The sequence below is a fragment of the Aeromonas sp. R2-3 genome (assembly GCF_040908375.1).
GTDB lineage: Bacteria > Pseudomonadota > Gammaproteobacteria > Enterobacterales > Aeromonadaceae > Aeromonas > Aeromonas veronii.
In genome coordinates this window covers 164,675-189,744 of record NZ_JBFODP010000017.1, presented here as the reverse complement: position 1 = coordinate 189,744, position 25,070 = coordinate 164,675, and the positions used below count along the sequence as shown (strand labels likewise).

General features: G+C 60.9%; 11 protein-coding genes and 1 tRNA gene. 7 read left to right on the top strand and 5 right to left on the bottom strand.

Going from position 1 to position 25,070, the window contains the following annotated elements; translation table 11 throughout:
• Positions 1-124 precede the first annotated feature (124 nt).
• The 3 genes from AB5Z02_RS06550 (at position 125) to fdhF (ending at position 10,230) form a co-directional block, all read left to right on the top strand.
• Complete coding sequence (locus tag AB5Z02_RS06550; protein ID WP_368215627.1) at positions 125-4,369, top strand: transporter substrate-binding domain-containing protein; 4,245 nt, start codon at positions 125-127, stop codon at positions 4,367-4,369.
• Positions 4,362-5,573 carry an EAL domain-containing protein gene (locus AB5Z02_RS06545; protein ID WP_005353540.1) on the top strand — a complete coding sequence of 404 codons (1,212 nt, stop codon included), beginning with the start codon at positions 4,362-4,364 and terminating at the stop codon, positions 5,571-5,573. The genes AB5Z02_RS06550 and AB5Z02_RS06545 overlap by 8 nt, the downstream gene beginning before the upstream one ends.
• 529 nt (positions 5,574-6,102) lie before the next feature.
• On the top strand, positions 6,103-10,230 hold the full coding sequence (fdhF, locus tag AB5Z02_RS06540) for a formate dehydrogenase subunit alpha (RefSeq protein ID WP_368215625.1): 4,128 nt from the start codon (positions 6,103-6,105) through the stop codon (positions 10,228-10,230).
• A 134-nt stretch (positions 10,231-10,364) separates the two neighbouring features.
• Here the strand turns inward: fdhF and AB5Z02_RS06535 are convergent, their stop codons facing one another.
• The 3 genes from AB5Z02_RS06535 to AB5Z02_RS06525 form a co-directional block, all read right to left on the bottom strand.
• Positions 10,365-11,237: an aldose 1-epimerase gene (locus AB5Z02_RS06535; RefSeq protein WP_368215623.1), complete on the bottom strand. Its 873-nt coding sequence runs from the start codon at positions 11,235-11,237 to the stop codon at positions 10,365-10,367.
• The gene (locus tag AB5Z02_RS06530; protein ID WP_120415720.1) at positions 11,234-12,685 is read right to left on the bottom strand and encodes a sugar porter family MFS transporter; all 1,452 of its coding nucleotides are present in this window, start codon (positions 12,683-12,685) and stop codon (positions 11,234-11,236) included. The genes AB5Z02_RS06535 and AB5Z02_RS06530 overlap by 4 nt, the downstream gene beginning before the upstream one ends.
• Before the next feature lie 91 nt (positions 12,686-12,776).
• On the bottom strand, positions 12,777-16,055 hold the full coding sequence (locus AB5Z02_RS06525) for a DUF5107 domain-containing protein (RefSeq protein WP_368215621.1): 3,279 nt from the start codon (positions 16,053-16,055) through the stop codon (positions 12,777-12,779).
• A 119-nt stretch (positions 16,056-16,174) separates the two neighbouring features.
• Here AB5Z02_RS06525 and AB5Z02_RS06520 point away from each other — a divergent pair, with 119 nt between their 5' ends.
• Positions 16,175-17,371 (top strand): ROK family protein, encoded by a 1,197-nt coding sequence (locus tag AB5Z02_RS06520; protein WP_368215619.1) that lies wholly within the window; start codon positions 16,175-16,177, stop codon positions 17,369-17,371.
• 39 nt (positions 17,372-17,410) lie between these two features.
• On the opposite strand, the gene AB5Z02_RS06515 is transcribed toward AB5Z02_RS06520, so the two are convergent.
• Positions 17,411-17,486, bottom strand: a tRNA-Thr gene (locus tag AB5Z02_RS06515).
• Positions 17,487-17,575: 89 nt separating this feature from the next.
• Positions 17,576-18,316, bottom strand: a complete 741-nt coding sequence (locus AB5Z02_RS06510) for a phosphatase (RefSeq protein WP_042082803.1) — start codon at positions 18,314-18,316, stop codon at positions 17,576-17,578.
• Positions 18,317-18,784: 468 nt separating this feature from the next.
• Here AB5Z02_RS06510 and AB5Z02_RS06505 point away from each other — a divergent pair, with 468 nt between their 5' ends.
• From AB5Z02_RS06505 to AB5Z02_RS06495, 3 genes are all read left to right on the top strand, one after another.
• Complete coding sequence (locus tag AB5Z02_RS06505; protein ID WP_064336576.1) at positions 18,785-19,438, top strand: TetR/AcrR family transcriptional regulator; 654 nt, start codon at positions 18,785-18,787, stop codon at positions 19,436-19,438.
• Between the two features lie 48 nt (positions 19,439-19,486).
• Entirely contained in the window at positions 19,487-21,826 is a 2,340-nt protein-coding gene (locus tag AB5Z02_RS06500; protein WP_368215617.1) for an acyl-CoA dehydrogenase, read from the top strand.
• 167 nt (positions 21,827-21,993) lie between these two features.
• A complete protein-coding gene (locus AB5Z02_RS06495; protein ID WP_368215615.1) occupies positions 21,994-25,056 on the top strand; it encodes an efflux RND transporter permease subunit in 3,063 nt (1,020 codons plus the stop codon).
• Positions 25,057-25,070 lie beyond the last annotated feature (14 nt).

Genomic DNA, 25,070 nt, shown 5'->3' with positions numbered 1-25,070 from the left:
CCGATACTAGCCGGACTCACAGCCGCACATCGGCATGTCGTGGCCCAATATTGAGTAAATTGATGTTGGCCGCTGCATTTTAATGCACTTACAATATGCGCCCAATTCTGTTGGATTCCTTCTGATGCTCCGCCAATGTGATCGTCTATTCCTGTTTCTCCTGCTACTGCTCTGGGGCGTGGCGGCGCACGCCATTACCAGTCTGAATGAAAACGAGTTTGATCTGTCTGAGCGCGCCTGGCTGTCATCACACCAGGAGCTGGTCATCGGCATGCCGATGATGGGTGACCCTCCATACAGCTATAAGGATGCAGATCAACGTTTTACCGGCCCAGTCCCCGACATTGCGCAGCAGATTGCCAGAACGCTCGGTTTGACCCTGCGCTACAAGGTTTACCCCTCCTACGTGGATGCGCTCTCCGGACTTGACCACGGAGCAATCGACATACTGGTGAACGACCAGCCAAGCGAACAATGGCGATCCAATATTGTCTCCCTCCCGTTTTTGCTCTCCATGCCACGCGGCGTGCTGCTCAACAATGGCAAAACGAAGTTGTCACGACAGGATGCCCATGGTTTGCACTGGGTCTGTGTCACAGGAGTCAATGCTTGCAGTGAATTGAAAAAACTGGGATTTCTCCGTGTGACCGAGGCAGAGAGTCGCAGTGAAGCAGCCTTTATGCTCAAAAAGCGCATGGCTGACGCCTATCTTGCCGACATGCCGTCACTGGTGATGGTGAGAGATCAGCATCCCAAGGCTAGCTTCACCATTGCCACTCCGGAATGGGTAAGCGGCACGTCTCTCTCCATCAATATGCACAAGAGCGACCCGGCACTAGTCAGCCTGGTGAGCAAGGCATTCAACGAGATACCGGTTGAAGATCGTCGTCACATGCTGGCCGCCACTACGACTAGCCAACATGCGGACTCAGGAGCGGTGAAGTCTGTGCAGTTTACCCCTGAGGAGCAGGAGTGGCTCAACCAGCATCCTGAGCTGACTTACGGCGTCTCTCCGGACTGGACCTCCATGAGCGAATTCAATTACCGGGGCAGGCTGGTCGGTTATGTGGCGGACCTGATGGCGCTGATGCAGCAAGTCTCCGGGCTGAAGTTCTCTCTGGTTCGCACCAATAGCTGGGGTGAAACCCAGAATATGCTGAAGCTGCGGCAGATCGATTTTATTCCGGCCATCTCCCCCAACCACGACCGCGGCCAGTTTGCGCTGTTCACCCCCGGCTATCTGTTTGTCGATCGGGTCGTTATTGCCCCCAAAGGCAGTACCGATATCACCGATCTCTCACTGCTGCGAGGGAAACGGGTCGGCATGGTGCATGGCTCGCTGGATAAAGATCTACTGACCCACATCGGCGCCCATCTGGTAGAGGTCAACAATGACAACCGCTTGCTGGAGCTGCTGGACACGGGCGATGCCGACTACGTGATGGTCACCCTGCCATCCATCAACAAGCGGGTGAGCGAACGCTATCAGGTGGTCTATGCCGGCAAAGACTTGCGCCTGCCGGTCGCCATGGCTACGCGCAAAGATCCCATGCTGCAGCGGATCCTCACCAAGGTGCTCTATTCGATACCGCCGGAGGAGCTCAATAAAGTGGAGAAACGCTGGCTCTCCATGAGCGTGCAGACCGGCATCAACAGCGAAACAGTGCTGCTCTGGTTCGTAATAGGTGGCACGGCTGCCACTCTGCTGTTTGCCCTGTTCTGGGCCTGGAACCGCACTCTGAAACGGGAGATCGTGCAGCGTCAACGGGCCGAGAAGACGCTCAATGAGCAGTTGGTGTTTATCCAGACCCTGCTCGATTCCCTGCCCAATATGGTGGCGCTGCGGGATCGCGATCATCGCCTGACCCTCAGCAACCGGGCATACCGCGAGCTGTTTGTCGGTGATGGGGAAGAAGGTGATCGCTGGGGCTATATGACCGAGGACGAGCGGCAACAGATGCTGCGCGAGGAGCGTGCGGTCTGGGAAACCGGCGAGATCTTCCAAGGATCGGGTTATACCCAGCGCGAGGGGGATGTTCCCCTTCACGTGGTCTACGTCAAGTTGCCCTATCGCGCAGCAGACGGCGCGATTCAGGGGGTGCTGACGGTATTGACCGATGTCAGTGCCCTCAAGGCCGCCGAAAACAAGGTGCGGGAAGTGGAGGGCAGGCTGCGGGACATCACTGACAGCATGCCGGGTCTGGTCTATCAATATCTCTGGCAAGGGGCCGGCAAGGGGAAATTCCTCTATCTGTCCCAGGGGGCCAGCGACATTCTCGGGATGACCCACCAAGAGTTGATGGCAGCCGAGTCTGGCGGCGTGATCCTCGGCTTGAACGATGAGGCTCTGGCAACCTTTATCGATAAGGTGGCCAAACATGCGCAAACCCTTGAGCCGCTCGATATGGAGGTGCTGGTGCCCTCTGTTCAAGGGGAGCGCTATATCCAGATCCGCGGCAACTTTGTGGCGCAACAGGGCAATGATCGCCTGCTCAACGGCGTGGTGCAGGACATCACCGCCATCAAGCAACAGGAGCATGAGCTGCGCGAGGCGCGCGCCGCGGCCGAGCAGGCGATACAGGCTCGCAGCCTTTTTCTGGCCACCATGAGCCATGAGCTGAGAACCCCCATCTCGGGCATGCACGGCATGCTGGAGCTGCTGCGCATGAGCGAGCTCAATGATGACCAGCGCTATCTGCTGCGCAATGTGGAGAGCTCGGCCAACCACCTGCTCTATCTGGTCAACGATATCCTCGACTTTTCCAAAATCGAGGCGGGTCAGCTGCACCTCAATCGCCAATCCTGCCGTCTGCAACCTGTGGTGTGCGATGTGATCCGCGGCCATGCCGCACTGGCCTACAGCAAGGGGCTGAAGGTCACGCTCCAGTGGGAGGATCAACTCCCCGACCTGGCCGATATCGATCCGGTCAGAGTGGGCCAGGTGGTCTCCAATCTGCTCAACAATGCGGTGAAGTTCACCGAGCAGGGCGCCATTTCGATCCAGGTCAGCTGTCACGACCAGCAGCTGGTTATCGCGGTGACAGATACCGGCATCGGCATCGCCGAAGAGAAGCAAGCGCTGCTCTTTACCCCGTTCGAGCAGGTGGAATCCGATATCAATCGCCGCTTTGGCGGCACAGGTCTGGGCCTGGCCATCTGTGATCAGCTGGTGAAGAAGATGGGCGGCACCCTGACGGTCAAGAGCCAGCTCGGTGAAGGAGCCTGTTTCCGCTTCAGCATCCCGCTGTTCAATGGCCTGTGGGAACCACCCGCACTGGCGGGCAGCGAATGGTGGTGGCTGGGTAGCGATGCCGCCTTACAGGCCACCATGGCACGGCTCGGCGCCCGGTTGATCCCCCTCGATATCCACCAGCTCACCGCCAATCTCGACGGACTGCTGTTGGCGGAAGAGGCCGCGCTGGAGTCCAGCATGGGGAGCGATTGGCACACCTTGCTGCAGTCCGGCACCCTCAAGGGGGTCATCCTCTCCCCCCGCGAAGCGTTGCGGGGGCGCATGGGCTCGGAGAACTGGTGGCGCCTCGGCCAATCCCCCCTCTATCCGGATCTGTTGGTCGAAAGCTGCCGCGAACTGATCACCGGGCGAGCCGTGACCACCCATGCCGCCAGCATCGAAAAACTGGGCGGGCGGGTGCTGGTCGCCGATGACCATCTGGTCAATCGCGCCCTGCTGACCCGTCAGCTGGCGATTCTGGGAGTGGAGTGCGAGGTAGTGAAAGATGGCGAGAAGGCGCTTCGCGCCTGGCAAACCCGGAATTTCGCCCTGCTGATCACCGACTGCCACATGCCGCACATGGATGGCTACACCCTGACCCGCCGCCTGCGGGAACAAGGGGAGCAAGCCCCCATCATCGGCGTCACCGCCGATACCTCGGAGGAGGCGGCAGCCAATATGACGGCAGCCGGCATGAACGGCATGCTGTGCAAACCCTATTCGCTGGAGTCACTGCGCCAGATGCTGCTGCGGTGGTTGCCCGCGACTACGATCACAGAGAGAGTGCCCGCACGACAGGCCATCAATCTCGACATGATCGGTCGCTGGCAAGATCTGTTTGGCGATGAAGGGATAGCCAAAAGCATGGCAAGGGAGTATCTGGCCTCCAACCGGAAAGATTGCCACGCTATGATGAGCGCGCTCTCCTCCGATGATAGCCAGGAGCTGGTGGAGATCGCCCACAGCATCAAAGGGGCAGCCAGAATGGTCGGGGAGCTCTCCCTGGCCGAGCAGGCGGCGCAACTGGAATCGGCGGCCCGCCTCAAACAGTTGAGCGAGCTCGCGCTGCTGACACAGAGAGTGGAAGAACAGATGAACATTATTGAACGTGAAATGGGATTGTGGCTCGATGAGTAGAACGGCAGACGAGTTGGTCATCATGGTGGTCGAGGATCACGGTTTTCAACGCAAGACCCTGATGCACCAGATCCGGGCGCTCGGTTATCAGCAACTGCTGGAGGCCGCAGACGGCATCGAAGCCCTGGCGCTGTGCCAGAGCCACACTGTCGACATCCTGTTCTGCGATCTGCGGATGCCCGGCATGGATGGCATGGCGCTGCTGCGCCGCCTCTCGCTGGGTGGCTTTCGGGGCGGCATCATCCTCTCCAGCGCGCTGGAAGATGACGTGGTGGAGGCCGTGCTGCGCATGAGCGCGGCCTATGGTCTCCATGTGCTGGGTCGCATCGAGAAACCCTCCAGCCCGCAGCGGCTGCGCCAGTTGATCGACTCCTGGGCACCCAAGTCGGCCCCCTCGGGCAAGGACGATGGCCTCGTCCTGTCGGTGGACGAGCTCAAACGCGCCCTCGACAACGACCAGCTGTTGCCATGGTATCAACCCAAGGTCGGCTTTGCGTCCGGCCAGTGGGTGGGGATGGAGGCGCTGGCCCGCTGGCAGCATCCGGAATACGGGCTGATCTCCCCCGGCATGTTTATCCCGCTGGCGGAAAACAACGGCCTTATCGACCAGCTGACCGATGTCATCATCAACAAGTCGCTGCAGGATTGCCATCTGTGGGGCCAGACCGGTCTCTCCCTCAATCTGTCGATGAATCTCTCAACCACCTCGCTGATTGAGGGAGATCTCTGCCACTTCCTGATCAACCAGTGCCAGCGCTGGGGCGTCAATCCCGAGCTGATCACCCTGGAGGTGACCGAAAGCTCGTTTGTCGAGGATATCGGCAAGGCACTGGAGGTGCTGACCCGGCTGCGGATGCACGGCTTTGGCCTCTCCATCGATGACTTCGGTACCGGCTACTCCTCGATGCAGCAGCTGGCGCTGCTGCCGTTTACCGAGCTCAAACTTGATCGCTCGTTTGTCGATCGCTGCTATGCCGACCCCTCCCGTCTGGCCATCATTGAGTCGAGCATCGAGCTGGCACGCAAGCTGGGGCTGAAATCAGTCGCCGAAGGGGTGGAAGATGTGCAGACCTGGCAACTGCTGGCCAAGCTGGGGTGCGATATCTGTCAGGGCTTCTTCACCGCCCGCCCGATGCCGCGCAGCGAACTGCAGCACTGGCACCAGATCTGGCAAGCCCGACTGCCGACCCTGATATCCGGCTGATCTCCTGCGACCAACCCTTTGGGCCCACAGGGCACCGACCGGCAACGTGCATGGCCGCCTTACAAAAGGTGGCCATTTTCTTTGTCTAGGGCTCGCCACTCACTGCATGCCCTCCCCCTCTCCAGCAAACGTCTATCCAGTCGAGTGCCCCCCCCCTTTGCTCTGTATGCGCCGCATGCCTTGAGTCACCATTTATGCAAAATAAGTTGCATCACAAATGGTGCTACTGGCGGATAACACCTCCCGCGAGCGAGAGCGGCCTCTCTTCTACCTGACGCATAAACTGACAATAAGACAATGAATCTCTTGCTTTAACAGGAATGGCTCTCAACGATGCGCCGAGCCGATGAGGTAGACAAGACAACCTGAAATCGTTTTCCCTTTTGAACAATAAGCTGTCTAAAATCAAATAAAGTTGTAAATAATCTTTGCTATGGTGAGCGTATAGCAAGCGGCCTCCCTGTCGCTTCCCCTGCTGGCTCCGCCAGATGCAGCATTTTCTGCGCCTTGAAAGCGAGTTTATGACGCCATGATCACCATCAACCTCGATGGGGCTCAGTTGACGGTTGACCCGACCAGAACCCTGCTCCAGATAGCCAAACAGCACCAGACTGATATCCCCTCCCTGTGCGGTGACAACACCAGCGCCCCCAAGACGCCGTGCGATCTCTGCGTGGTCGAGATTGCCGGTCTCGGCATCCGCCGCGCCTGCGAGACGCGCCCCGAGGCAGGGATGGTGATCACCAGCCAAAGCTATGCCCTGCGCGCACACCGCCAGCAGGCGCTCGGCCGCATCCTTTCGGATCACTACGCCGATTGCGAAGCCCCCTGCCAGCGCGCCTGTCCGGCCGGGGTGGACATTCAATCCTATCTGCATCACATCGCCATGGGGGAGCACGAGGCGGCAATGGCCGTCATCAAGCAGACCCTGCCAATGCCCCTCTCCATCGGCCGGGTCTGCCCTGCTTTCTGTGAGGCACAGTGCCGCCGCGCGCTGGTGGATGAGCCGCTGGCCATTCGCCACCTCAAGCGTCACGCCGCCGATCTCGATCTGGCCGAGATTACCCCCTATCAACCGGCAAAGAAGCCCGCCAAGGGCAAGCGGATTGCCATTATCGGCAGCGGCCCGGGCGGCCTCACCTGCGGTTACTATCTGGGTTACGAGGGGTTCGAGGTCGACCTGTTCGAGGCGATGCCCGAAGCGGGTGGCTGGCTGCGCTACGGCATCCCTGAATACCGGCTGCCCAAGGCGATCCTCGATCAGGAGATCGACCTGATGTGCCAAAGCGGCATGCGGATCCACACCAGGCAGCGACTGGGCCACCAGATCACCCTCTCGGCGCTGTGCCGCGACTATGATGCGGTCTGTCTGGCGGTTGGTGCTTCCAAGGCAGTGCCGATGGATTACCCGGGCAGCACCCTGACCGGTTGTTATCTCGGGGTCGATTACCTCAAGGATCGGATGCTGGCCAAGCGGCTCACCACCGGTAAGAGGGTGGCGGTGATCGGGGGTGGTAATACCGCTATCGACTGCGCCCGCACAGCGGTCAGGCTGGGGGCTGACACCACCCTCATCTATCGCCGCACCCGCGCCGAGATGCCCGCCGAAGCCTACGAGATCGACGAGGCGGAGCATGAAGGGGTGCGCTTCATGATGCTGACCAATCCGGTAGAGAATCTGCCGGACAGTCGTGGTCGCGTCTGTCAGGTGCGCCTCGAGAAGATGGCCCTCGGCGAGCCGGACGCCTCCGGTCGCCGCCGCCCGGAGCCCACCGGCGAGTACCTCATTGAAGAGTTCGATACCGTGATTGCGGCGGTGTCGCAGCAGCCGGATCTCAGCTTTATGGAGGGGGAGCCCCTCACCCTCCCCTTCACCCGCTGGCAGACGCTGGAATCCCACCCCGAGACCATGCACAGCGGCCACGGCAACCTGTTCGCCATCGGCGATCTGCGCCGCGGGCCCGCCACCGCCATCGAAGCGGTTGCCGATGGCCGCAAGGCCGCGCTGGCCATCGATCAGTTCCTCCACGGTGACATGATCGACCCGGTTCGTCCTTTCAACGCCTGCAAGGCCCCCACACTCAAGCAGGTCGATCCCGCCCAGTTTGCTCACCTGAAAAAAGTCGCCCGCACCATCATGCCCCATCTGGCAGAGCAGGATCGCGAGGGCAGCTTTGCCGAGGTGGAGCGTGGTTTGAGTGATGCCGATGCCCGCAGCGAAGCCAGCCGCTGCCTCGAGTGTGGCTGTCAGGCCAACACCGATTGCGCGCTGCGCGACTATGCCACCGAATACGAGGTCGAGCAGAGCGCTCTCGATACCAGCCAGTGCCAGAAGTTTGCAGTGGATAACAGCAGCGAATTTATCGTGTTCGATGCCAACCGCTGCATCGGCTGCGGCCAGTGCGTGCAGACCTGTGGTGAGCAGGCGGTACAGGGTGTGCTGCGCTTTGCCAAGAACAGCGATGGCACCCTCTCGAACCGGCCGCAGTTCGACACGGGACTCTCGATGGGTGACTCCCACTGCGTGCAGTGCGGCGCCTGTGTACAGGTCTGCCCCACCGGGGCCCTGGTGGATGCCCGCGACAAGTCGCAGGGGCGCACCGAACTGCTCACACCGGTCAATACCATCTGCACCTACTGCGGAGTGGGCTGTGGCGTCACCCTCTATGTCGATAAGGCGCGCAACCGCATCCGCTATGTGGAGGGAAATCGCAACTCGCCGGTAAATCAGGGACTGCTCTGCGTCAAGGGGCGCTTCGGCTTTGACTTTATTCAGAGCGAGGAGCGCCTCACTACCCCGCTTGTCCGTAAAAATGGCGAGCTGGTGCCCGCCAGCTGGCAGGAGGCCATCGCTCTGGTGGCCGAGCGCTTTACCACCCTGCGCCAGCACTATGGCAGCGATGCGCTGGCGGGTTTTTCGTCGGCCAAAACCACCAACGAAGAGAACTACCTGTTCCAGAAGTTCATGCGCCGGGAGCTTGGTACCAACAACGTGGATCACTGCGCGCGGCTCTGCCACGCCTCCACCGTCACCGGGCTGGAGGCGTCACTCGGCAGCGGCGCTATGACCAACGACATCCCGAGCATTGATCACTCGGATCTCATCTTCATCATCGGCTCCGACACCTCGGCGGCTCACCCCATCATCGGCTCCCATATCAAGCGGGCAGTCACCACGGGCAAGGCGCGGCTGGTAGTGGCCGATCCGAAGCGGATCGAGATGGCGGACCATGCCAGCCTCTATCTGGCTCACCGACCCGGCACCGACGTGATGCTGCTCAACGGCCTGATGCAGCAGATCATCCAGAACAACTGGCACGACAAGGCCTATATCGCCGCACGAGTAGAAGGGTTCGAAGCGCTGCAAGCGGAGGTGCTCTCCCCGGCCTATGCCCCGGACAAGGTAGCCCTCGTCACCGGCGTGCCGGCCGAGCAGGTGATCGAGCTCGCCCGCCTCATCGGCACCGCCGAACGCACCGCCATCTACTACTCGATGGGGATCACCCAGCACACTACCGGCCACGACAACGTGCGGGCCATCGCCAACCTGCAACTGCTGTGCGGCAACATCGGCATCGAAGGGGGCGGCATCAACCCGCTGCGGGGCCAGTCCAACGTGCAGGGTGCCTGTGACATGGGGGCGCTGCCCAACTGCCTGCCCGGCTATCAGAAAGTGGCCAACCCCGAGGTGCATGCCCGCTTCGCCACCGCCTGGCAGCATCCAGACTTGCCGCGCACGCCCGGTCTCACTCTTACCGAGACCATCGATGCCGCCTGTGCGGGCAGCATCAAGGGGCTCTATGTGATGGGTGAAAACCCGGTGCTGAGCGATCCGGATCAGCATCACGTCATCGAGGGGCTCAAGCAGCTGGAGTTTCTGGTGGTGCAGGATATCTTCCTCTCGGAAACTGCCCAGCTCGCCGATGTGGTGCTCCCCTCCTGCTCATTTGCCGAGAAGAGCGGCCACTTCACCAACACCGAGCGGCGGGTGCAACGCATCTCCCCCGCCCTCAAGGCGCCGGGTGAAGCGCGGGAGGATTGGTGGATCATCCAGCAGATCGCCAACGCCATGGGCGGCGACTGGCACTATCAAAACCCGCAGGAGATCACCGCCGAGATCTGCCAAGTCACCCCGCAATACGCCGGCATCCAGTGGGACAAGGTGGGAGCGCAAGGGCTGCAGTGGCCCTGCAACGACGCAGCGCCCGAAGGCACTCGCCTGCTCCACTGCAAGCAGTTCACCCGTGGCAAGGGGGAGATGGTCGCGACCCCGTTCCGCTATGCCGCCGAACTGCCCGATGAGACCTATCCCATCGTGCTCACCACCGGCCGCCTGCTGGAGCAGTTCCACACCGGCACCATGACCCGCAAGACCAAGGGGCTCGACAAGCTGGCCGGGCCGCGGGTGATGATGAGCGTGGTGGATGCGCAGCGGATGGGGATCAGCAACAGTGAGCGGGTGAAGGTCACCAGCCGCCGCGGCCATATCGAACTGCCCGCCTTCGTGACCAAACGGATGCAACCGGGTGTAGTCTTTATCCCGTTCCACTTCGCCGAAGCCCCGGCCAACCGGCTCACCATCAATGCCACCGACCCCTACGCCAAGATCCCCGAGTTCAAGGTGGCAGCGGTGCGCATCGACAAGCTGACCAGCTAACACACCTCGACACCACAGCCAGAGATGGAGATAGCCTGACCGGAGATCAGGTAACACGCAGGATAATCCGCAATAAAAAGAGCCACCCGACGGGTGGCTCATTGTGTTCACCAATACCACAAGCCAGATCATGATCAGCCCCCGGACGCCACTGTCAGGGTCATACCGATACTCATGCGGTCACCTCTGGCGAGTAGCCGCAAACCGGGGTGACCGGCCAGGTGGTGGGCATTGGCGGCGTGACTCTGGGGCTCCAGACAGACGAAGCCACTCCCCTCATCGGGCTGATAGAGCATCAGGAAGGCACACTCGCTTGAAACCAGCAGCCGCTGCTGGCGGGCAGGATGGTCAAGCTCGGCCTGACCGCGCCAGCCGCCATAACAGTGGTTGAGCCACCCTTGCGGGCGCTGCCACTGGCGAAAATCGAGGTGGGGTGCCAGCCTGCTCGACCAGTCGATCGGCAGATGATCTGCTCCCTCTTGCCAGACGCCGCTCGCCAGAAAACGGATGCGGGTCTGCTCGTCGCGCCAGAAGAAGGGGTGAAAACCCGCGCCGTAGAGACAGGGGCTCTCCCCAAGATGGGTCAGGCTGATCCGCGCCACCAGGCTCGCCCCCTGCAGCCGATAGTCGATCTCCGCCAGATAGTGAAAGGGACCATTCTGGCTGTTGAGCTGCAAAGTCACCGAGCTGTCGGTCAACGCCACCGGTTGCCATCGCTGTAGCCAGCCATCCCCATGCAAAAAGAAATCGGGATCGAGCTCGCTCGCGGGCAATGCACACGCCTCTCCCCACAACTCAAAACGGTTGCCTGCGACCCGGTTGGCCAGCGGCAACATGGGAAACAGCGCGCTTTCGCCGGGATGCCATTGCCCGGGATCGTAAGGAGCATCGGAGTCGGTATTGCGCAGCAGCGGGCGCCCCTGCTCATCCTCCAGCCCCAGCACACAGGCTCCTTGGGTTGAAACCCGCATCCGAAGATGCGGGTTGCCCAATGTGTAAACCGTCATGCCGAGGCGCTCGCCTTGGTCGGCGTCAGTTCGACCTTGCCTTGGGCCAGCTGGGCTTCCAGCGCCTCCAGCGTGACGCCCTTGGTCTCGGGCACCTTGCGATAGATAAAGATGAGACCGGCGAAACAGATAAGGCCATAGAGCAGGAAGCTGCCTGCAGCCCCCAACCCGGCATTGAGCAGCGGGAAGGTGTAGGTCAGCACGAAACAGGCGATCCAGAGCGCCAGGGTTCCAGCCGACATCGCCAATCCGCGCACCCGGTTCGGGAAGATCTCCGAGAGCAACACCCAGGTGACCGGCGCCAGCGTCAAGGCATAGATGGCGATGGCCGCCAATACCAGCAGCAGCACCGGCATCCCCAGTACGCCTGTGGCATAGGCCGCCGCCATCATGCCGTAGATAATGGTCAGTCCCGCCGAGCCAATCAGCATCAGCTTGCGGCGGCCAATCTTGTCCACCATGGGCAGCGCGATCAGGGTAAACAGCAAGTTGATAAGACCGGTGGCGACGATGGACTTGAGGGTGCTGTTGATGTCAAACCCGGCGGAGGCAAAGATCTCCTGCGCATAGTTGAAGATCACGTTGATGCCGCACCACTGCTGGAACACTGCCAGTACAATCCCGATGATGAGGATCGGCCGCACCGAGGGTTTACCCAGCTCCGCCAGCGAGACCTTGTGGGTCTCGCCCACCAGAGTCTGGCGGATATCGGCCAGGGTCTGCTTGGCATAAGCATCCCCGCCAATCTTGCCGAGCATGCGGGAGGCTTTCTCATACTGACCATCTTTGGCCAACCAGCGCGGCGACTCCGGCACGAAGAACATCAACACCAGAAACGCCAACGCAGGTACCAGTTCGGCACCGAACATCCAGCGCCAGCCGGACTGTCCATTCCAGGTCGCCAGAATATCGGCCTGAGTCGCATTGCTTGCCACCGGATCGGCGATCATCAGATTCACCAGCTGAGCCGCCAGCACACCGATGACGATGGTGAGCTGATTGATGGCCACGAACTTGCCGCGCTTGTTGGCCGGGCTGATCTCGGCGATGTACATGGGCGAGAGCGCAGAAGCCAGACCGATGCCGATCCCGCCGATGATGCGATAAACCACAAACAGATCGAAGTTGCTGGCCGCAGCCGTGCCCCACGCCGAGATGGTGAAGAGGATGGCAGCCAGGATCAGCGGCTTCTTGCGACCGAAGCGATCGGCTGACCAGCCGGAGATGGCGGCCCCCAGCACGCAGCCCACCAGCGCCGAGCTCATGGCCCAGCCGGACTGGGCCGGATCCGTGATGGCGAAATAGGCCTCATAGAAGGGCTTGGCCCCGCCAATCACGACCCAGTCATAACCAAACAGCAGGCCACCGCAGGCGGCCACCAAACAGATCATCCAGATGTAGCTCATATTGAGCCCATTCGTATCCAATTGATTTTTCGTGCGTTCCATGACTCATCCTTATCATCTTGTCGATTGTAGGGTGCAGTGGCACCCCCTCACCGTGGCGGGGCGCCGGTTTTTGTTATGAGAGTTATGAGAGTTATGAGTGGAGTGACAGCTCGAGGCAGATCAGGGCAAAGAGGTGTCCCTTGTCGTGAGCCGGGTTAAGGGTGAGCAGCTCTCGCAAGGTCTGTTCACAACCATCCCGCTGACCCAGCCCCAACAGGCCGAGCGCCCTGACCAGCAGACAGTGCTGGCGATGTTTATGCTGCGGGTCGTCATCCAGCACGATGAGATCCGGCAGTGAGACGGCAAAGAAGTCCGCCTCGATCGACTCGCCCATCGCCTGCTCGGCCCAGCCGACCATCCCTTCAAAGAGACGCTGCGCCTCCGCAACCCGACCAAGACGTGCCAGCGCCATACCCTGATAGAAGAGATAATCCACCGGCTGATCGTTGTAGTAGCGGCTGGCCCCGAGCGATCCTTGGCCGAGGCAGGCCAGTTGCAGGCACTGGGCCGCCAGACTCTGGTTGTCACAGGCCAGATGGCAGAGCGCCAACAGGTAATGGATATCGTTGTCGGTCTGTCCTACCAGACGTCCCTCTCCCAGATTGAGGGGGTAGTGCAACGCCTGTTGCAGCAACGGAATGGCCTGCTCGTGGCGTCCCTGAATCATCAACGCCAATGCCCGGCGTTGCTGATTGATGAGGTACTGGCCGGTCACCTTGCCCTCGCCCCCCTCCCAGGGGTGGAATTCGCGCAGCCGCAAGATCTCGGCCGCCGCATCCAGCTGGCCGGTGATGTGATAGAGGCCGAGCAATTCGGCGGTCAGATCATCGCGCTTGAGGACCACCTCACGATGCGCCTCCAGCAGCGCCAACCGCTCGGCGGGTGCCATGGCGCAGCGCTTGTGCAGTTGATCCAGTTCAAACAGCAAACGGGCATCATCCGGCTTGAGGGCAAAGGCCCGGCTCAGACACTGCTCGGCCGCCACCGGATCGCCGCTCTTGTTGAAGTGATAGATGCCAAGGTTGCGCCATGCCGGGGCAAACCCAGGCGCCTGCTCGCACACCTGCTGCCACAGGGCAATGGCTTGCGGGTAGCTGCGCTTGCTGTAGTGGAAGCAGCCCAGCAGGTAGCTGGCAAACCAGCTGTGTGGCAGTTGCGCCAGCATGGCCACCTCGCCAAGGGTATTGGGGAAGCGCACCTTGCGGCTAAAGGCCTGCTCGGCTCGCGCCAGCAGGGCATCCTGCGCCTCACCTTCCGACAACAATGCAGCCTGGAACAGCAGCGGCAGGGTCTCCTCCACCTGCAGTGTTGAGAGCAGTTGCTGCGCCAGCTCGGGACGTCCCAATGCCAGCAGATCGCTTGCCAGGAAGCAGAGATTCACTCCGCGCCCGTTGCACAGGGTGCGCAGCGCCTCGAGATCGGTCGGCTGCTCGCTTGCCAGCCAGCACAGGAAGGCCAGTTGATAGTGAAGTGGATAACGGACGCGCTGCTCGTCGATATAGGCGATGGCCGCCTCCTGCTCACCAGACTCCAGCAGCGCCAACCCTTTGAGGGCGATAGCGCCGTAGTGGGTGCCGTTGACGGCAAGACTCTTCTCGACAAATTGCAGTGCCTGCGCGGGATCCCGGCGCACCATGGCGATGCGGGCCAGCCCGAAGAAGCCACTGTCGCGGCAGTTACCGCTCCAGGTCGCCTTGTAGAAGTCATCGAAGGCGGCATCGAATTGCCCCAAACGCTCCTCGATGTGGCCACGCAGCAAGCTCGCCTTGCCACACTGGGGGTTCTTGTTGAGGCGATGGGCACGGACCAGCGCCTGATTGACGTAGGCCAGCGCCTGCTCATAGTTGGCGCGGTTGTACTCCAGAGTTGCCAGCGCCAGATTGCAGCGATAGTCGCCACGGTCTAGCTCCAGTGCCCGCAGGTAGTAATCAAAGGGCGAACGGCTGGCATGCAGATACTGCTCAAGATGCTGGCCGATGAAGTAGAGCTCGTCGACCGAGTCGAGATTGACGGCGGGCTCCGGCGCCGTAGCCGGATCCGGCAAGGCCTCGCCTGCGGGCTGATGCTCGAGATAGCTCAGGATCGACTGGCCCTGCTCATCCAGTAGGCGTACCTGCAAGCGTCCCTCGCTGGTGATGGCCTGCGGCTCAAGCCAGGCCTGACCCGGTTGCAGATCCAGTGTCTGGGTGAACAGCACACCACTCTCGTCACTCACTTCGAAACGGGCGTGGCACAGCGGCGCGATGGCGTAGGCACCGCACAGCAGGCCATCATCGCTGCGCTCCAGCTTGATGGCGGCGCGGGTGTTGGCATTTTGCAGGGTGCCGAGGGTGTTGTAGGGCAGGAAGTTCTGCACGAACACCTTCTCTTCCCCCGCATCCAGCCAGGTGAAGTCGGGCTGATTGTCGGTGTAGACCCCGGTCATCAGCTCGATATAGGGGCCATTGTCATCGGTCAGGTTGCGATCCCAGGCCAGACCGAAGTCACAGTTGCCCCAGCTCCACTGCTTCTTGCCCGGCGAGACGTGGTGATCCGCCACGTGCAACAGACCGCCCTGCTCGTCATGGCAGTAGGCACCGACGAAGTCGTAGTCGGACTTGTCCGCCATATAGGAGGTGGGCACCGGGATATTGCGGTAACGGGAGATATCGACCCCGGCGGAGTAGTCCACCTTGTAGTAGGTACCGCGGGCGATGGGGAAGGCACTGACGTCGCGCTTGCCGTGGTCATAGACGGCGGTCACATCGGGCGGGAAGACGCTCTGGTGGGCATCGCCCCCTTTCACTGCCGGGTTGGACCACCAGAGGAAGTGGCGCGGCGTGTCGTTCCCGTTGAACACCTTGCCAGTGATCTCGATGAGCGCCTTGTCGGGATAGAGGGTAAAGCCCGCCATCACCTGCAGACCACGCATCGGCTCCACCTCGCCGAGCCAGACGGTCTTGGCGCCGCCCTCCCGCTCCGTAATGGTGAAGTCCACCGGCATGAAGGTGGTGGGCCTGTGGTGCTGGGGCCAGTTGAACTCGATGCCGCCGGAAATCCAGGGCCCCACCAGCCCCACCAGCGCCGGTTTGATCACCTCGTTGTAATAGACGAAGTCGCGATTCATCACCTTGTCGTAAGCTCGATGGATACGGCCACCCAACTCCGGCAGCAGCATCACCTTGATGAAGTCGTTTTCCAGCCAGACTGCCCGATAGGACTTCATCTGCTTCTGGCCGGTGAGGGTGTCGATCACCCCATAGGGATAGACAGCCCCCGAGGAGCCCTGATAGACCCGCTTCTCGAGAAACATGGGGTTGGGATCTTCGGCGCCTACCTCGTAGGTCGGCAGTGAGATGGTCTCTACCCAGACCTTGACATCAGCTCTCATTAATCTCGCCTCACTCAACATTTGTTAGTAAAGTTTTCAGTGAGACCAGATTAGAATGGTTAAACCTGCATTAATTGCTGAAAGATCACGCAATACAGTAAGCGGAGTTTAGTGAAGCGATGAGCATAGGGTTGAACAACCAGAAGGTCCGCCACCACAACAAACAGGTGCTGCTTGCCCTGCTCTATCAGTTAAAAGAGGCGAGCAAGTCCACCCTGGCGCGCCACTGCGAGCTCTCCATTCCGGCGGTCAGCAAGATCCTTGACGAGTTGGTGGCCGATGGCGCCATCAGCCACAGCGATCAGAACCTCTCCCTGCGCGGCATCAATGGCGGCAGCTACCGCATTGCCAGCGGCCAGGGGGCCATTCTTTGCCTCAATATCAGCCCCACCCATCTGGAGAGCATCCTGGTGGATAACCTGATCACCCCGCTGGATGAGTTCAGCGACCAGAAGATTGCCCCACAAACCCCTGATGAGCTGCTGCACCTGATTGAAGCGCACTACTACCAGCACAAGCGCCGCCACAAGGGACTGGCGATCCGGCTGGCCTTGGCGGTACACGGTCAGGTCAACCCGGCGACCGGGGTATCACAAACCATGCCGCAAGCACCCTGGCACGCACCGGTCGAGCTAAAGTACCTGCTGGAGGAGCGGCTGGGTTGCGAGGTGATGGTGGATAACGACTGCATCATGCTGGCGCTGGCCCAGAAGTGGCAGGACCGGGAAGGGAACGGGGATTTTTGCGTCATCAACGTCGATTACGGTATCGGCTCGGCCTTTATCATCAACGACCAGATCTACCGGGGCGCCCTGTTTGGCAGCGGCCAGATAGGCCACACCATCATCAATCCGGACGGCAGCGCCTGTGCATGCGGCCGCTATGGCTGCCTGGAGACAGTCGCCTCGCTGTTTGCCATCAAGAAACGGGCCCGGGTCTTTCTCAAGCAACAAGCCAGTGCCGACAACCCGGTGCAGACTGGTGTAGAGCTGGATACCGCCCAACTGCTCACGCTCTACCATCAGGGGGATGCCATGATCCGCGCCCTGGTGGACGAAGGGGCCCGCGCCATTGGCCTGAGCCTCTACAACTTCCTCAATATCCTCAACATCAACCGCATCTGGCTCTATGGCCGCAGCTGCCACTTTGGTGAAACCTGGCTGCAAACCATCGTCAGTCAGACCGGCGCCAACCCGTTCGACTGCAGCGATGCGGTCAACGCCACCCATATCCGTTTCGGCCAGCTCAGCCGCGCCCAGCAGGTGATGGGGATTGGCTATCTCTATGTAGAGCGAGCCTTGGCAAAGGCCATGTAAAAAGGGCAGGTTTCACAAATGAAACCTGCCCTCACGATCTGGTGCCGATAAGGGGAATCGAACTCATGACCTTCGCATTACGAATGCACTGCTCTACCAACTGAGCTATACCGGCTTGTTGCTCTCCACATTCATAAAAAATGACCGGCAAGTCAATTGAGCCAACTCGATTTTATGAGTTGGCTCATGGTGTTAGCGCCCGATTTACAGATCGACAAACTCGGGGATATGGGCTCGGCCGCGGCTTTCGAGAAATTCAAGCAGGGCGCGGGGGGAGCGCACCAGGATCCGCTCTTGCGGGAAGCCCGCTTCGGTCACCAGCCGGTGGCAATGGTCAAAATCGCCGAGGCTGAAAGCGACGTGGGAATCGGAGCCGAAGGTGAGGTAGGCCCCCAGATCTCGCGCGGCTTCAACGATTGCGCGACAGTTGCCTTCGCTACCCGGGCGCGAGTGAATGAAGGAGGAGTTGTTGATCTCCAGCGCCACCCGATAGTCAGCTGCCGCCTTGACCACAGCCTGAATGTCGATGGGAAATGCGGGGTTGCCCGGGTGGCTGATCATGTCGACCCGACCGCTCTTGATGGCGTTGATCATCGCCTGGGTGTGGGTAGCCTGATCGCAGGGAGGGAATACCTGCTCATGAAAACCCGCCATGATCATGTCGAGGCGCGACTCGTAACGCTCGGGAAAATCGATCTCCCCCTCCAGGTTTTTGATGTTGGCCTCGATACCCCGCAGGATCCCTACCCCATCCACCACTCTTGGCAATATCGGCAAGTTGGCAAAATGCCAGACATGAGGGGCATCGGCCATCTCGGGGCCATGATCCGTGGTGGCGAACAGCTTGATCCCCTTGGCCCTGGCTATCGGCAGATAGTCGTGGATGGTGCTGTAGGCGTGGGTGCTGGCAATGGTGTGAGTGTGGGTATCGACCGGGTACTTCATCTTCTCTCCCCTCATATTTTGAAAGGGCAGCATAGCAAAGAGCGGCAGCTTGGGCCACGCCAGTGCTTGCCACACTTTGTCACAAAATGCCGCGAAGCTGACATAGTCTGAGGGGCTCTGGCTGGCATACTGCCCCCGTCGATACATGCCTGAACTCGCATCGACAGTTTGCTGTCAGGATGACGCGAACTCACTTTCCCCACCGTCGCGCCCTGCGGCGGTTTTTTTTGCCTGCAAGCCGCAAACTGGTAACAAACGCGCAAAAAAAGGCCCAACTAGCATGGAGCAGGTTGGGCGAGACTTAATGTTTAATTGCAGTGGCATAGATATAGAGTCCTGCTTTTTGACTAAGTTCCGCCCACTTTGCTTTTTTCATCGAAAAACATTCCGCTAACACTCATTCACATTCTCTTGACACTTCACGTTATGAAACGTACTTTTTAAACATTCGTTTAAGTGAGGTGTCCAGTGAGTAAAATCGATACCAAAAACCGTATTCTCGACGCCGCTGAAGTGCTGTTTGCCGAGCGGGGATTCGCCGATACCTCTTTGCGTCTGATCACCAGTGAGGCCGACGTTAATCTGGCGTCGGTGAACTATCACTTTGGCTCCAAGAAGGAGCTGATCCAGGCGGTGCTCGACCGCTATCTGAGCCTGTTTATGCCCGATCTCGATGCCCGCCTGCGGGTACTGATGGAGCAGGAGCAGCTGACCCTGCTGCAACTGTTTGAAAGTTTTGTCGAGCCGCTGATGAAGCTATCGACGGTGCGGGCTAATGGCCCGGCCATCTTCATGCAGTTGCTGGGACGCGGCTATATCGACAGCCAGGGCCACCTGCGCCGCTTCATCACCGCCCACTACGGCCCCATTTTGCAGCGGATCACCCAGGCCATCTCCAAGGCCAATCCGGCCCTGTCGCCAGCGGATCTCTTCTGGCGCCTGCACTTCACCCTGGGCACCGTCGTATTCACCATGGCCTCTGCCGATGCGCTGCGCGACATCGCCCTGGCCGACTTTGGCCAGCAGCTCGATGTGGAAGGGCTGGTGCGCAACGTTATTCCTTATCTGGCGTCCGGAGTCGGGGCGCCCGTGGAGTCGACCAGGCTCTCCCTGGCCGTGTAACAACCAACAATAAATCAACGGAAACAGTGAAATAGAAGGAACTTCGGTATGATCACATTGCTTGTCCTGCTGGTGCTGGCGATAGCCGTTGTGCTCGGCGTACCCTCCATCCGTAAAAAGGTGGTAACCCGTCCGGTGTTCGGCATCTTCAAAAAGATATTGCCGCCCTTGTCAGCCACCGAGCGGGAGGCCATGGAAGCCGGCTCCGTCTGGTGGGATGGCGAGTTGTTTCGCGGCAACCCCGACTGGAAAAAACTGCACGGCTACGGCAAGGCTGAGCTGACCGCAGAGGAGCAGGCCTTTATCGACAATCAGGTCGAAACCCTGCTCGCCATGGTTGACGACTTCAAGATCGTCAACGAAACCAAAGACCTGCCAGAGCCGGTGTGGGACTATCTGAAGAAGGAAGGCTTCTTCTCCCTGATCATCCCGAAATCCTACGGCGGCCGCGAATTCTCGGCGATTGCCAACTCCACCATCGTCACCCGTATCGCGACCAAGAGCCTGAGCGTGGCGGTCACCGTCATGGTGCCGAACTCTCTCGGCCCGGGTGAGCTGCTGATGCACTATGGCACCCAGGCCCAGAAAGATTTCTGGCTGCCGGGGCTGGCTAATGGCAAAGAAGTCCCCTGCTTCGCCCTGACCGGGCCGGAAGCGGGCTCCGATGCGGGCGCCATTCCTGACAAGGGGATCGTCTGCAAAGGGATGCACAAGGGTGAAGAGGTGCTGGGTATTCGCCTCAACTGGAACAAGCGCTACATCACCCTGGCCCCCCGTGCCACCGTGCTGGGGCTGGCATTCAAACTCTATGACCCGGAAAAACTGCTGGGTGACAAGGAAGAGCTCGGCATCACCTGCGCCCTCATCCCCACCAGCCACCCCGGCGTGCGCGTCGGCGATCGCCACTACCCCATGGGTCTGGCGTTCATGAACGGCCCGACCTTCGGCAAGGATGTGTTCATTCCGCTCGACTGGATCATCGGCGGCCCGGATTACGCCGGTCGCGGCTGGCGCATGCTGGTCGAATGCCTCTCCGCCGGTCGCGGCATCTCGCTGCCTGCGCTGGGCACTGCTTGCGGTCACATGGCGAGCCGCACCGTGGGCGCCTACTCCTACGTGCGCAAGCAGTTCGGCATGTCCATCGGCAAGTTTGAAGGGGTGCAGGAAGCGCTGGCCCGCATCGGTGGCCTCACCTATCAGCTGGAAGGGGCACGTCGCATGACTGCAGGTTCCCTGGACTTGGGTCAGGCGCCGGCCATCGTCACTGCGATTTCCAAGTACCACATGACCGAAATGGCGCGCCAGATCATGGATGACTCCATGGATATCCACGCCGGTCGAGCCATCCAGCTGGGCCCGAAAAACTACACCGGCTACGCCTACATGGGTATTCCGGTCGCCATCACGGTGGAAGGGGCCAACATCCTGACCCGCAACCTGATGATCTTCGGGCAAGGGGCTACCCGCTGCCACCCGTATGTGTTTGCCGAGCTGGAAGCAGCGGCTGATACCGACGTGGAGCGCGGTCTCGAGAAGTTTGACGCCCTGCTGATGAAGCACATCGCCTTCGGCGCCGGCAACTTCTTCGGTTCCCTGTTCCAGGGGCTGACCCTGGGTCAGTTCAACAGCGCGCCGGTAGCCGGTGAAACCGCTCGCTACTACAAACAGCTCTCCCGCATGAGTAAAGGGCTGGCCCTGTGCGCCGACGTCTCCATGCTGATGCTGGGTGGCGATCTCAAGCGCAAGGAGATGATCTCCGCCCGTCTGGGTGACGTGCTGAGCCACCTCTATCTGGCCTCCGCCACCCTCAAGCACTACGAGGATCAGGGCCGCATGGTCTCCGATCTGCCGTTCGTGCAGTACGCGGTGGAGCGCAACCTCTACCTGATTGGCAAGGCGTTCGAGGGCTTCTTCCAGAACTTCCCGAACAAGGTGGTGGGTGCCGTGCTCAAGCGCGTGGTGTTCCCGTTCGGCGTCGGTTACAAGATGCCGGCAGACGATCGCTGCCACGCCATCTGTCTGGCCATGATGAAGCCGGGCGAGTTCCGCGACCGTCTGACCGCCCTCTGCTACGTGGGCAAGGACGATGCGGATCCGGTCGGCCTGATGGAGCGCGCCTTCCAGGCCATGGTTGCTGTGCAGCCCTACGAGAAGAAGCTGGTGCAGGCCCAGAAAGAGGGCAAACTGCCCCGCAAACTGGCGCTGCCGGATCTGGTTGCCGCCGCACTGGCCGGTTCCATCCTGAGCAAGGACGAAGCGGACAAGCTGCTGGCCGCCGATGCCCTGCGCTACGAAGCGATTCAGGTAGACAACTTCGCCCCAGGCGAGCTGGAAGGCTTCTCCCAGCAAGCAAACAAGCAGCCAAACAAGGTCGAGCACGCCGCCTGACCCCTTGGCAAACCAGTACCAAACCGGCCCTCGTGGCCGGTTTTTTTGTTTGTTAACCATGCATTTACAAGCTGGGAGAATTCCAGTTAAATGCTTGAGTCCCTGTTGCAGGGGCTTTGGAAGCAAGGCCAGCGGAATGGCCGATAACAACAACTCAGGAAGAGTGAATGAACCTCGCCAAAACGGCGATCGAACGCCCCATCTGGGTGGCGGTCTCGATCGTGCTGATTTTCCTGCTGGGCCTGCTCAGCATCCGGGGACTGCCGATCCAGCTGTTCCCCGACATCGACCGTCCACACCTCAACATCTCGGTGAGCTGGCGTTCAGCCTCGCCCCAGGAGATGGAGTCGGAGATCACCGACCCCATCGAACAGGAGATGCAGGGGGTGCAAGGGCTCAAGAGCCTCACCAGCGAGAGTTATCCCGGCTTTACCGAAATCGATATGGAGTTTGCCCTCGGCACCGACATGCAGCGGGCCCAACTCGACGTGATTTCGCGACTGAACCGGGTCTCGGGACTGCCGGACAAGATTGGCGGCCCCTACGTCAACAACTACAGCAGCAACGATACCCTCACCTTCTTCTTCATCCAGCAGCTGCCCGGCGCCAAGGGGGTGATCGATGATCATCAGGCGTTGATCGAGGCGAGGGTCAAACCCGAGCTGGAGCGCATCGAAGGGGTCTCGACTGTCGCAGTCGAGGGGATCAACGAGCGCCAGATCCAGATCCGCTTCGACCCCTACCGCGCCGCCGAGCTGGGGGTGGAGATCCCGGTGCTGGCCAGCCGGGCCACCACCGGCTGGGACGTGTCGGCCGGTACCCTCGACATCGGGCGCTGGGAGTACAAGCTGCGCTTCGCCGGTCGCTATGATGTCGAGACGCTGGGGGACAAGGTGGTGGACTGGCGCGATGGCCTGCCCATCTATCTGCGGGATGTCGCTGAAGTAAGGGTGGCCCGGGAGGAGAACCCGGTGCTGCGGATCCAAAACGGCAATACCGCCATCGCCGCCCAGATCTTCAAGGAGAGCGGCGCCAATGCCCTGGCCTCCCTTGAGGCGATCAAAGCCCGGGTGAACGAGCTCAACCGCGAGGTGCTGGAGCCGGTCGGGCTGCACATGGAGCAGTCGTTCGATGCCTCCCTCTACATCAATCGCGCCATCAGCATGGTCACCGCCAACTTGGGGCTCGGGGTGCTGCTCTCCTGCGCCATCCTCTGGCTCTTCCTGCGCCAGCTCAAGGCGACCCTGATGATTGCCCTCGCCATCCCCATCAGCATCATGCTCACCTTCTGCCTGCTCAAGGTGATGGATCGCACCCTCAATATCATCTCGCTGGCGGGCATCGCCTTTGCCGTCGGCATGGTGCTCGACGCCGCCATCGTGGTGCTGGAGAGCATCTACCGGCGCCACCAGCGGGGGGATTTGAGCAAGGCGGAGGCAGCGCTCGAAGGTACCCGTCAGGTGTGGACGGCGCTGGTCGCCTCCACCCTCACCACGGTTGCCATCTTCCTGCCGGTGCTGCTGCTCAACGATGTGGAGGGTCAGCTGTTTGCCGATCTGGCGCTCACCATCGCCTGCGCCGTGACAGTCTCCATGCTGGTCGCCGTCATCGTGCTGCCCGCGGTGGCGGCACGCTGGATGGGGCGTGAAACACTGACCGATCCCTATGAGTCGCTGTGGCAGCGCACTACCCGTCACGTGATCCGCTGGACCTCGACCTCACGCCAGCGCTGGGCGGTCATTACCCTGATGATGAGTCTGCCGGCACTGGCCACCTGGGAGCTTCTGCCCAAGATGGATTATCTGCCGGACGTGAAACGGGACGCGGTGGATGTCTGGATGAACTTCACCCCCGGGGTCAATCTCAAGGCCCAGCGCGAAGAGGTGATCGATACCCTGATCGCCCGCCTCGCCCCCTACATGAAGGGGGAGAAAGAGCCTGCCCTCAAGAACTACTACATCTTGCGCTACCCGGGGGGCGCCCAGATTGGCGTGCGCCCCAAGGACGAGACCCGCATCAAGGAGCTGGAGAGCCTGTTGATGAAACAGCTGCTGGTAGGCATTCCCGACACCCGGGTGTTCGGCGGTCAGGGGTCGCTGTTTGGCGGCTTTGACAGCGAGAACGGCGTCTCCCTGCTGCTGCAGGGGGGCAACCTGCCCGAGCTCTATCAGGCGGCCCGTGCCAGCATGGGGATCCTCAGCAAGGACCTGCCGGGAGCACAGGTCCGGCCCGAACCGAGTCTCGACTTCACCGCTCCCGAGCTCAAACTGGTGCCGCAAGATCGACGTCTCGCCGAAGTGGGTTGGGATCGCACACCCCTGCCCACCATCATCCAGACCTTTGGCGACGGCTTGCGGGTCGGCGAGTATTTCGATGGCGAGGATCGGCTCGACATCATGCTGATGGGGCAGAGCTCCGCCAATCCGGACGAACTGAAGGCAGTGCCGCTGGCCACCCCCTCCGGGCGCATCGTTCCCCTTGGCGAGCTGCTGCGGGTGGAGCATGACATGGGCCCGGCCAGCATCTTCCGGGCCGATGGGCGGCGCAGCATCAGCCTGCAGATAGCGCCCCCGGCGGGTATGACCATGGAGCAGGTGATCGACACCCTGAAAAACCGCAGTTTTGCCGCCATCCGTCCCCTGCTGCCCGCCGGTGGCGAGCTGCGCATTGCCGGCAATGCCGACAGCCTGCAACAGGCGCTCGACAATCTGGGGACCATCTTCCTGTTTGCCGTGGTGATCCTGCTGGTGCTGCTGTGGGGAGTGTTTGCCTCCCTCAAGGATGCCCTGCTGGTGCTGCTCACCCTGCCCCTTGCCTCGGTTGGCGGCGTGCTGGCACTGCAACTGAGCGGGCTGCTGGTGCCGCTGCCGATGGATCTGCTCACCATCATCGGCTTTGTCATCCTGCTGGGACTGGTGGTCAACAACGCCATCCTGCTGGTGCATCAGACCCGCACCGCCGAGCGGGACGGTATGAGCCGTCAGCTGGCGGTGGCCGATGCCCTGCAAAGCCGGATGCGTCCCATCGCCATGACCAGCCTCACCAGCATCTTCGGCATGCTGCCGCTGATGCTGAGCCCGAGCGAGGGGAGCGAAATTTACCGCGGGCTCGCCACCGTCATTGTCGGCGGCATGAGCTGCAGCACCCTGTTTACCCTGATCCTGTTGCCTGCCTTCCTGCGTCTCGGGGAGCAGGTGGCGATCCCACAACCCCTGCGCCAGCGGGCCTGAGCAAGGAGCTCATC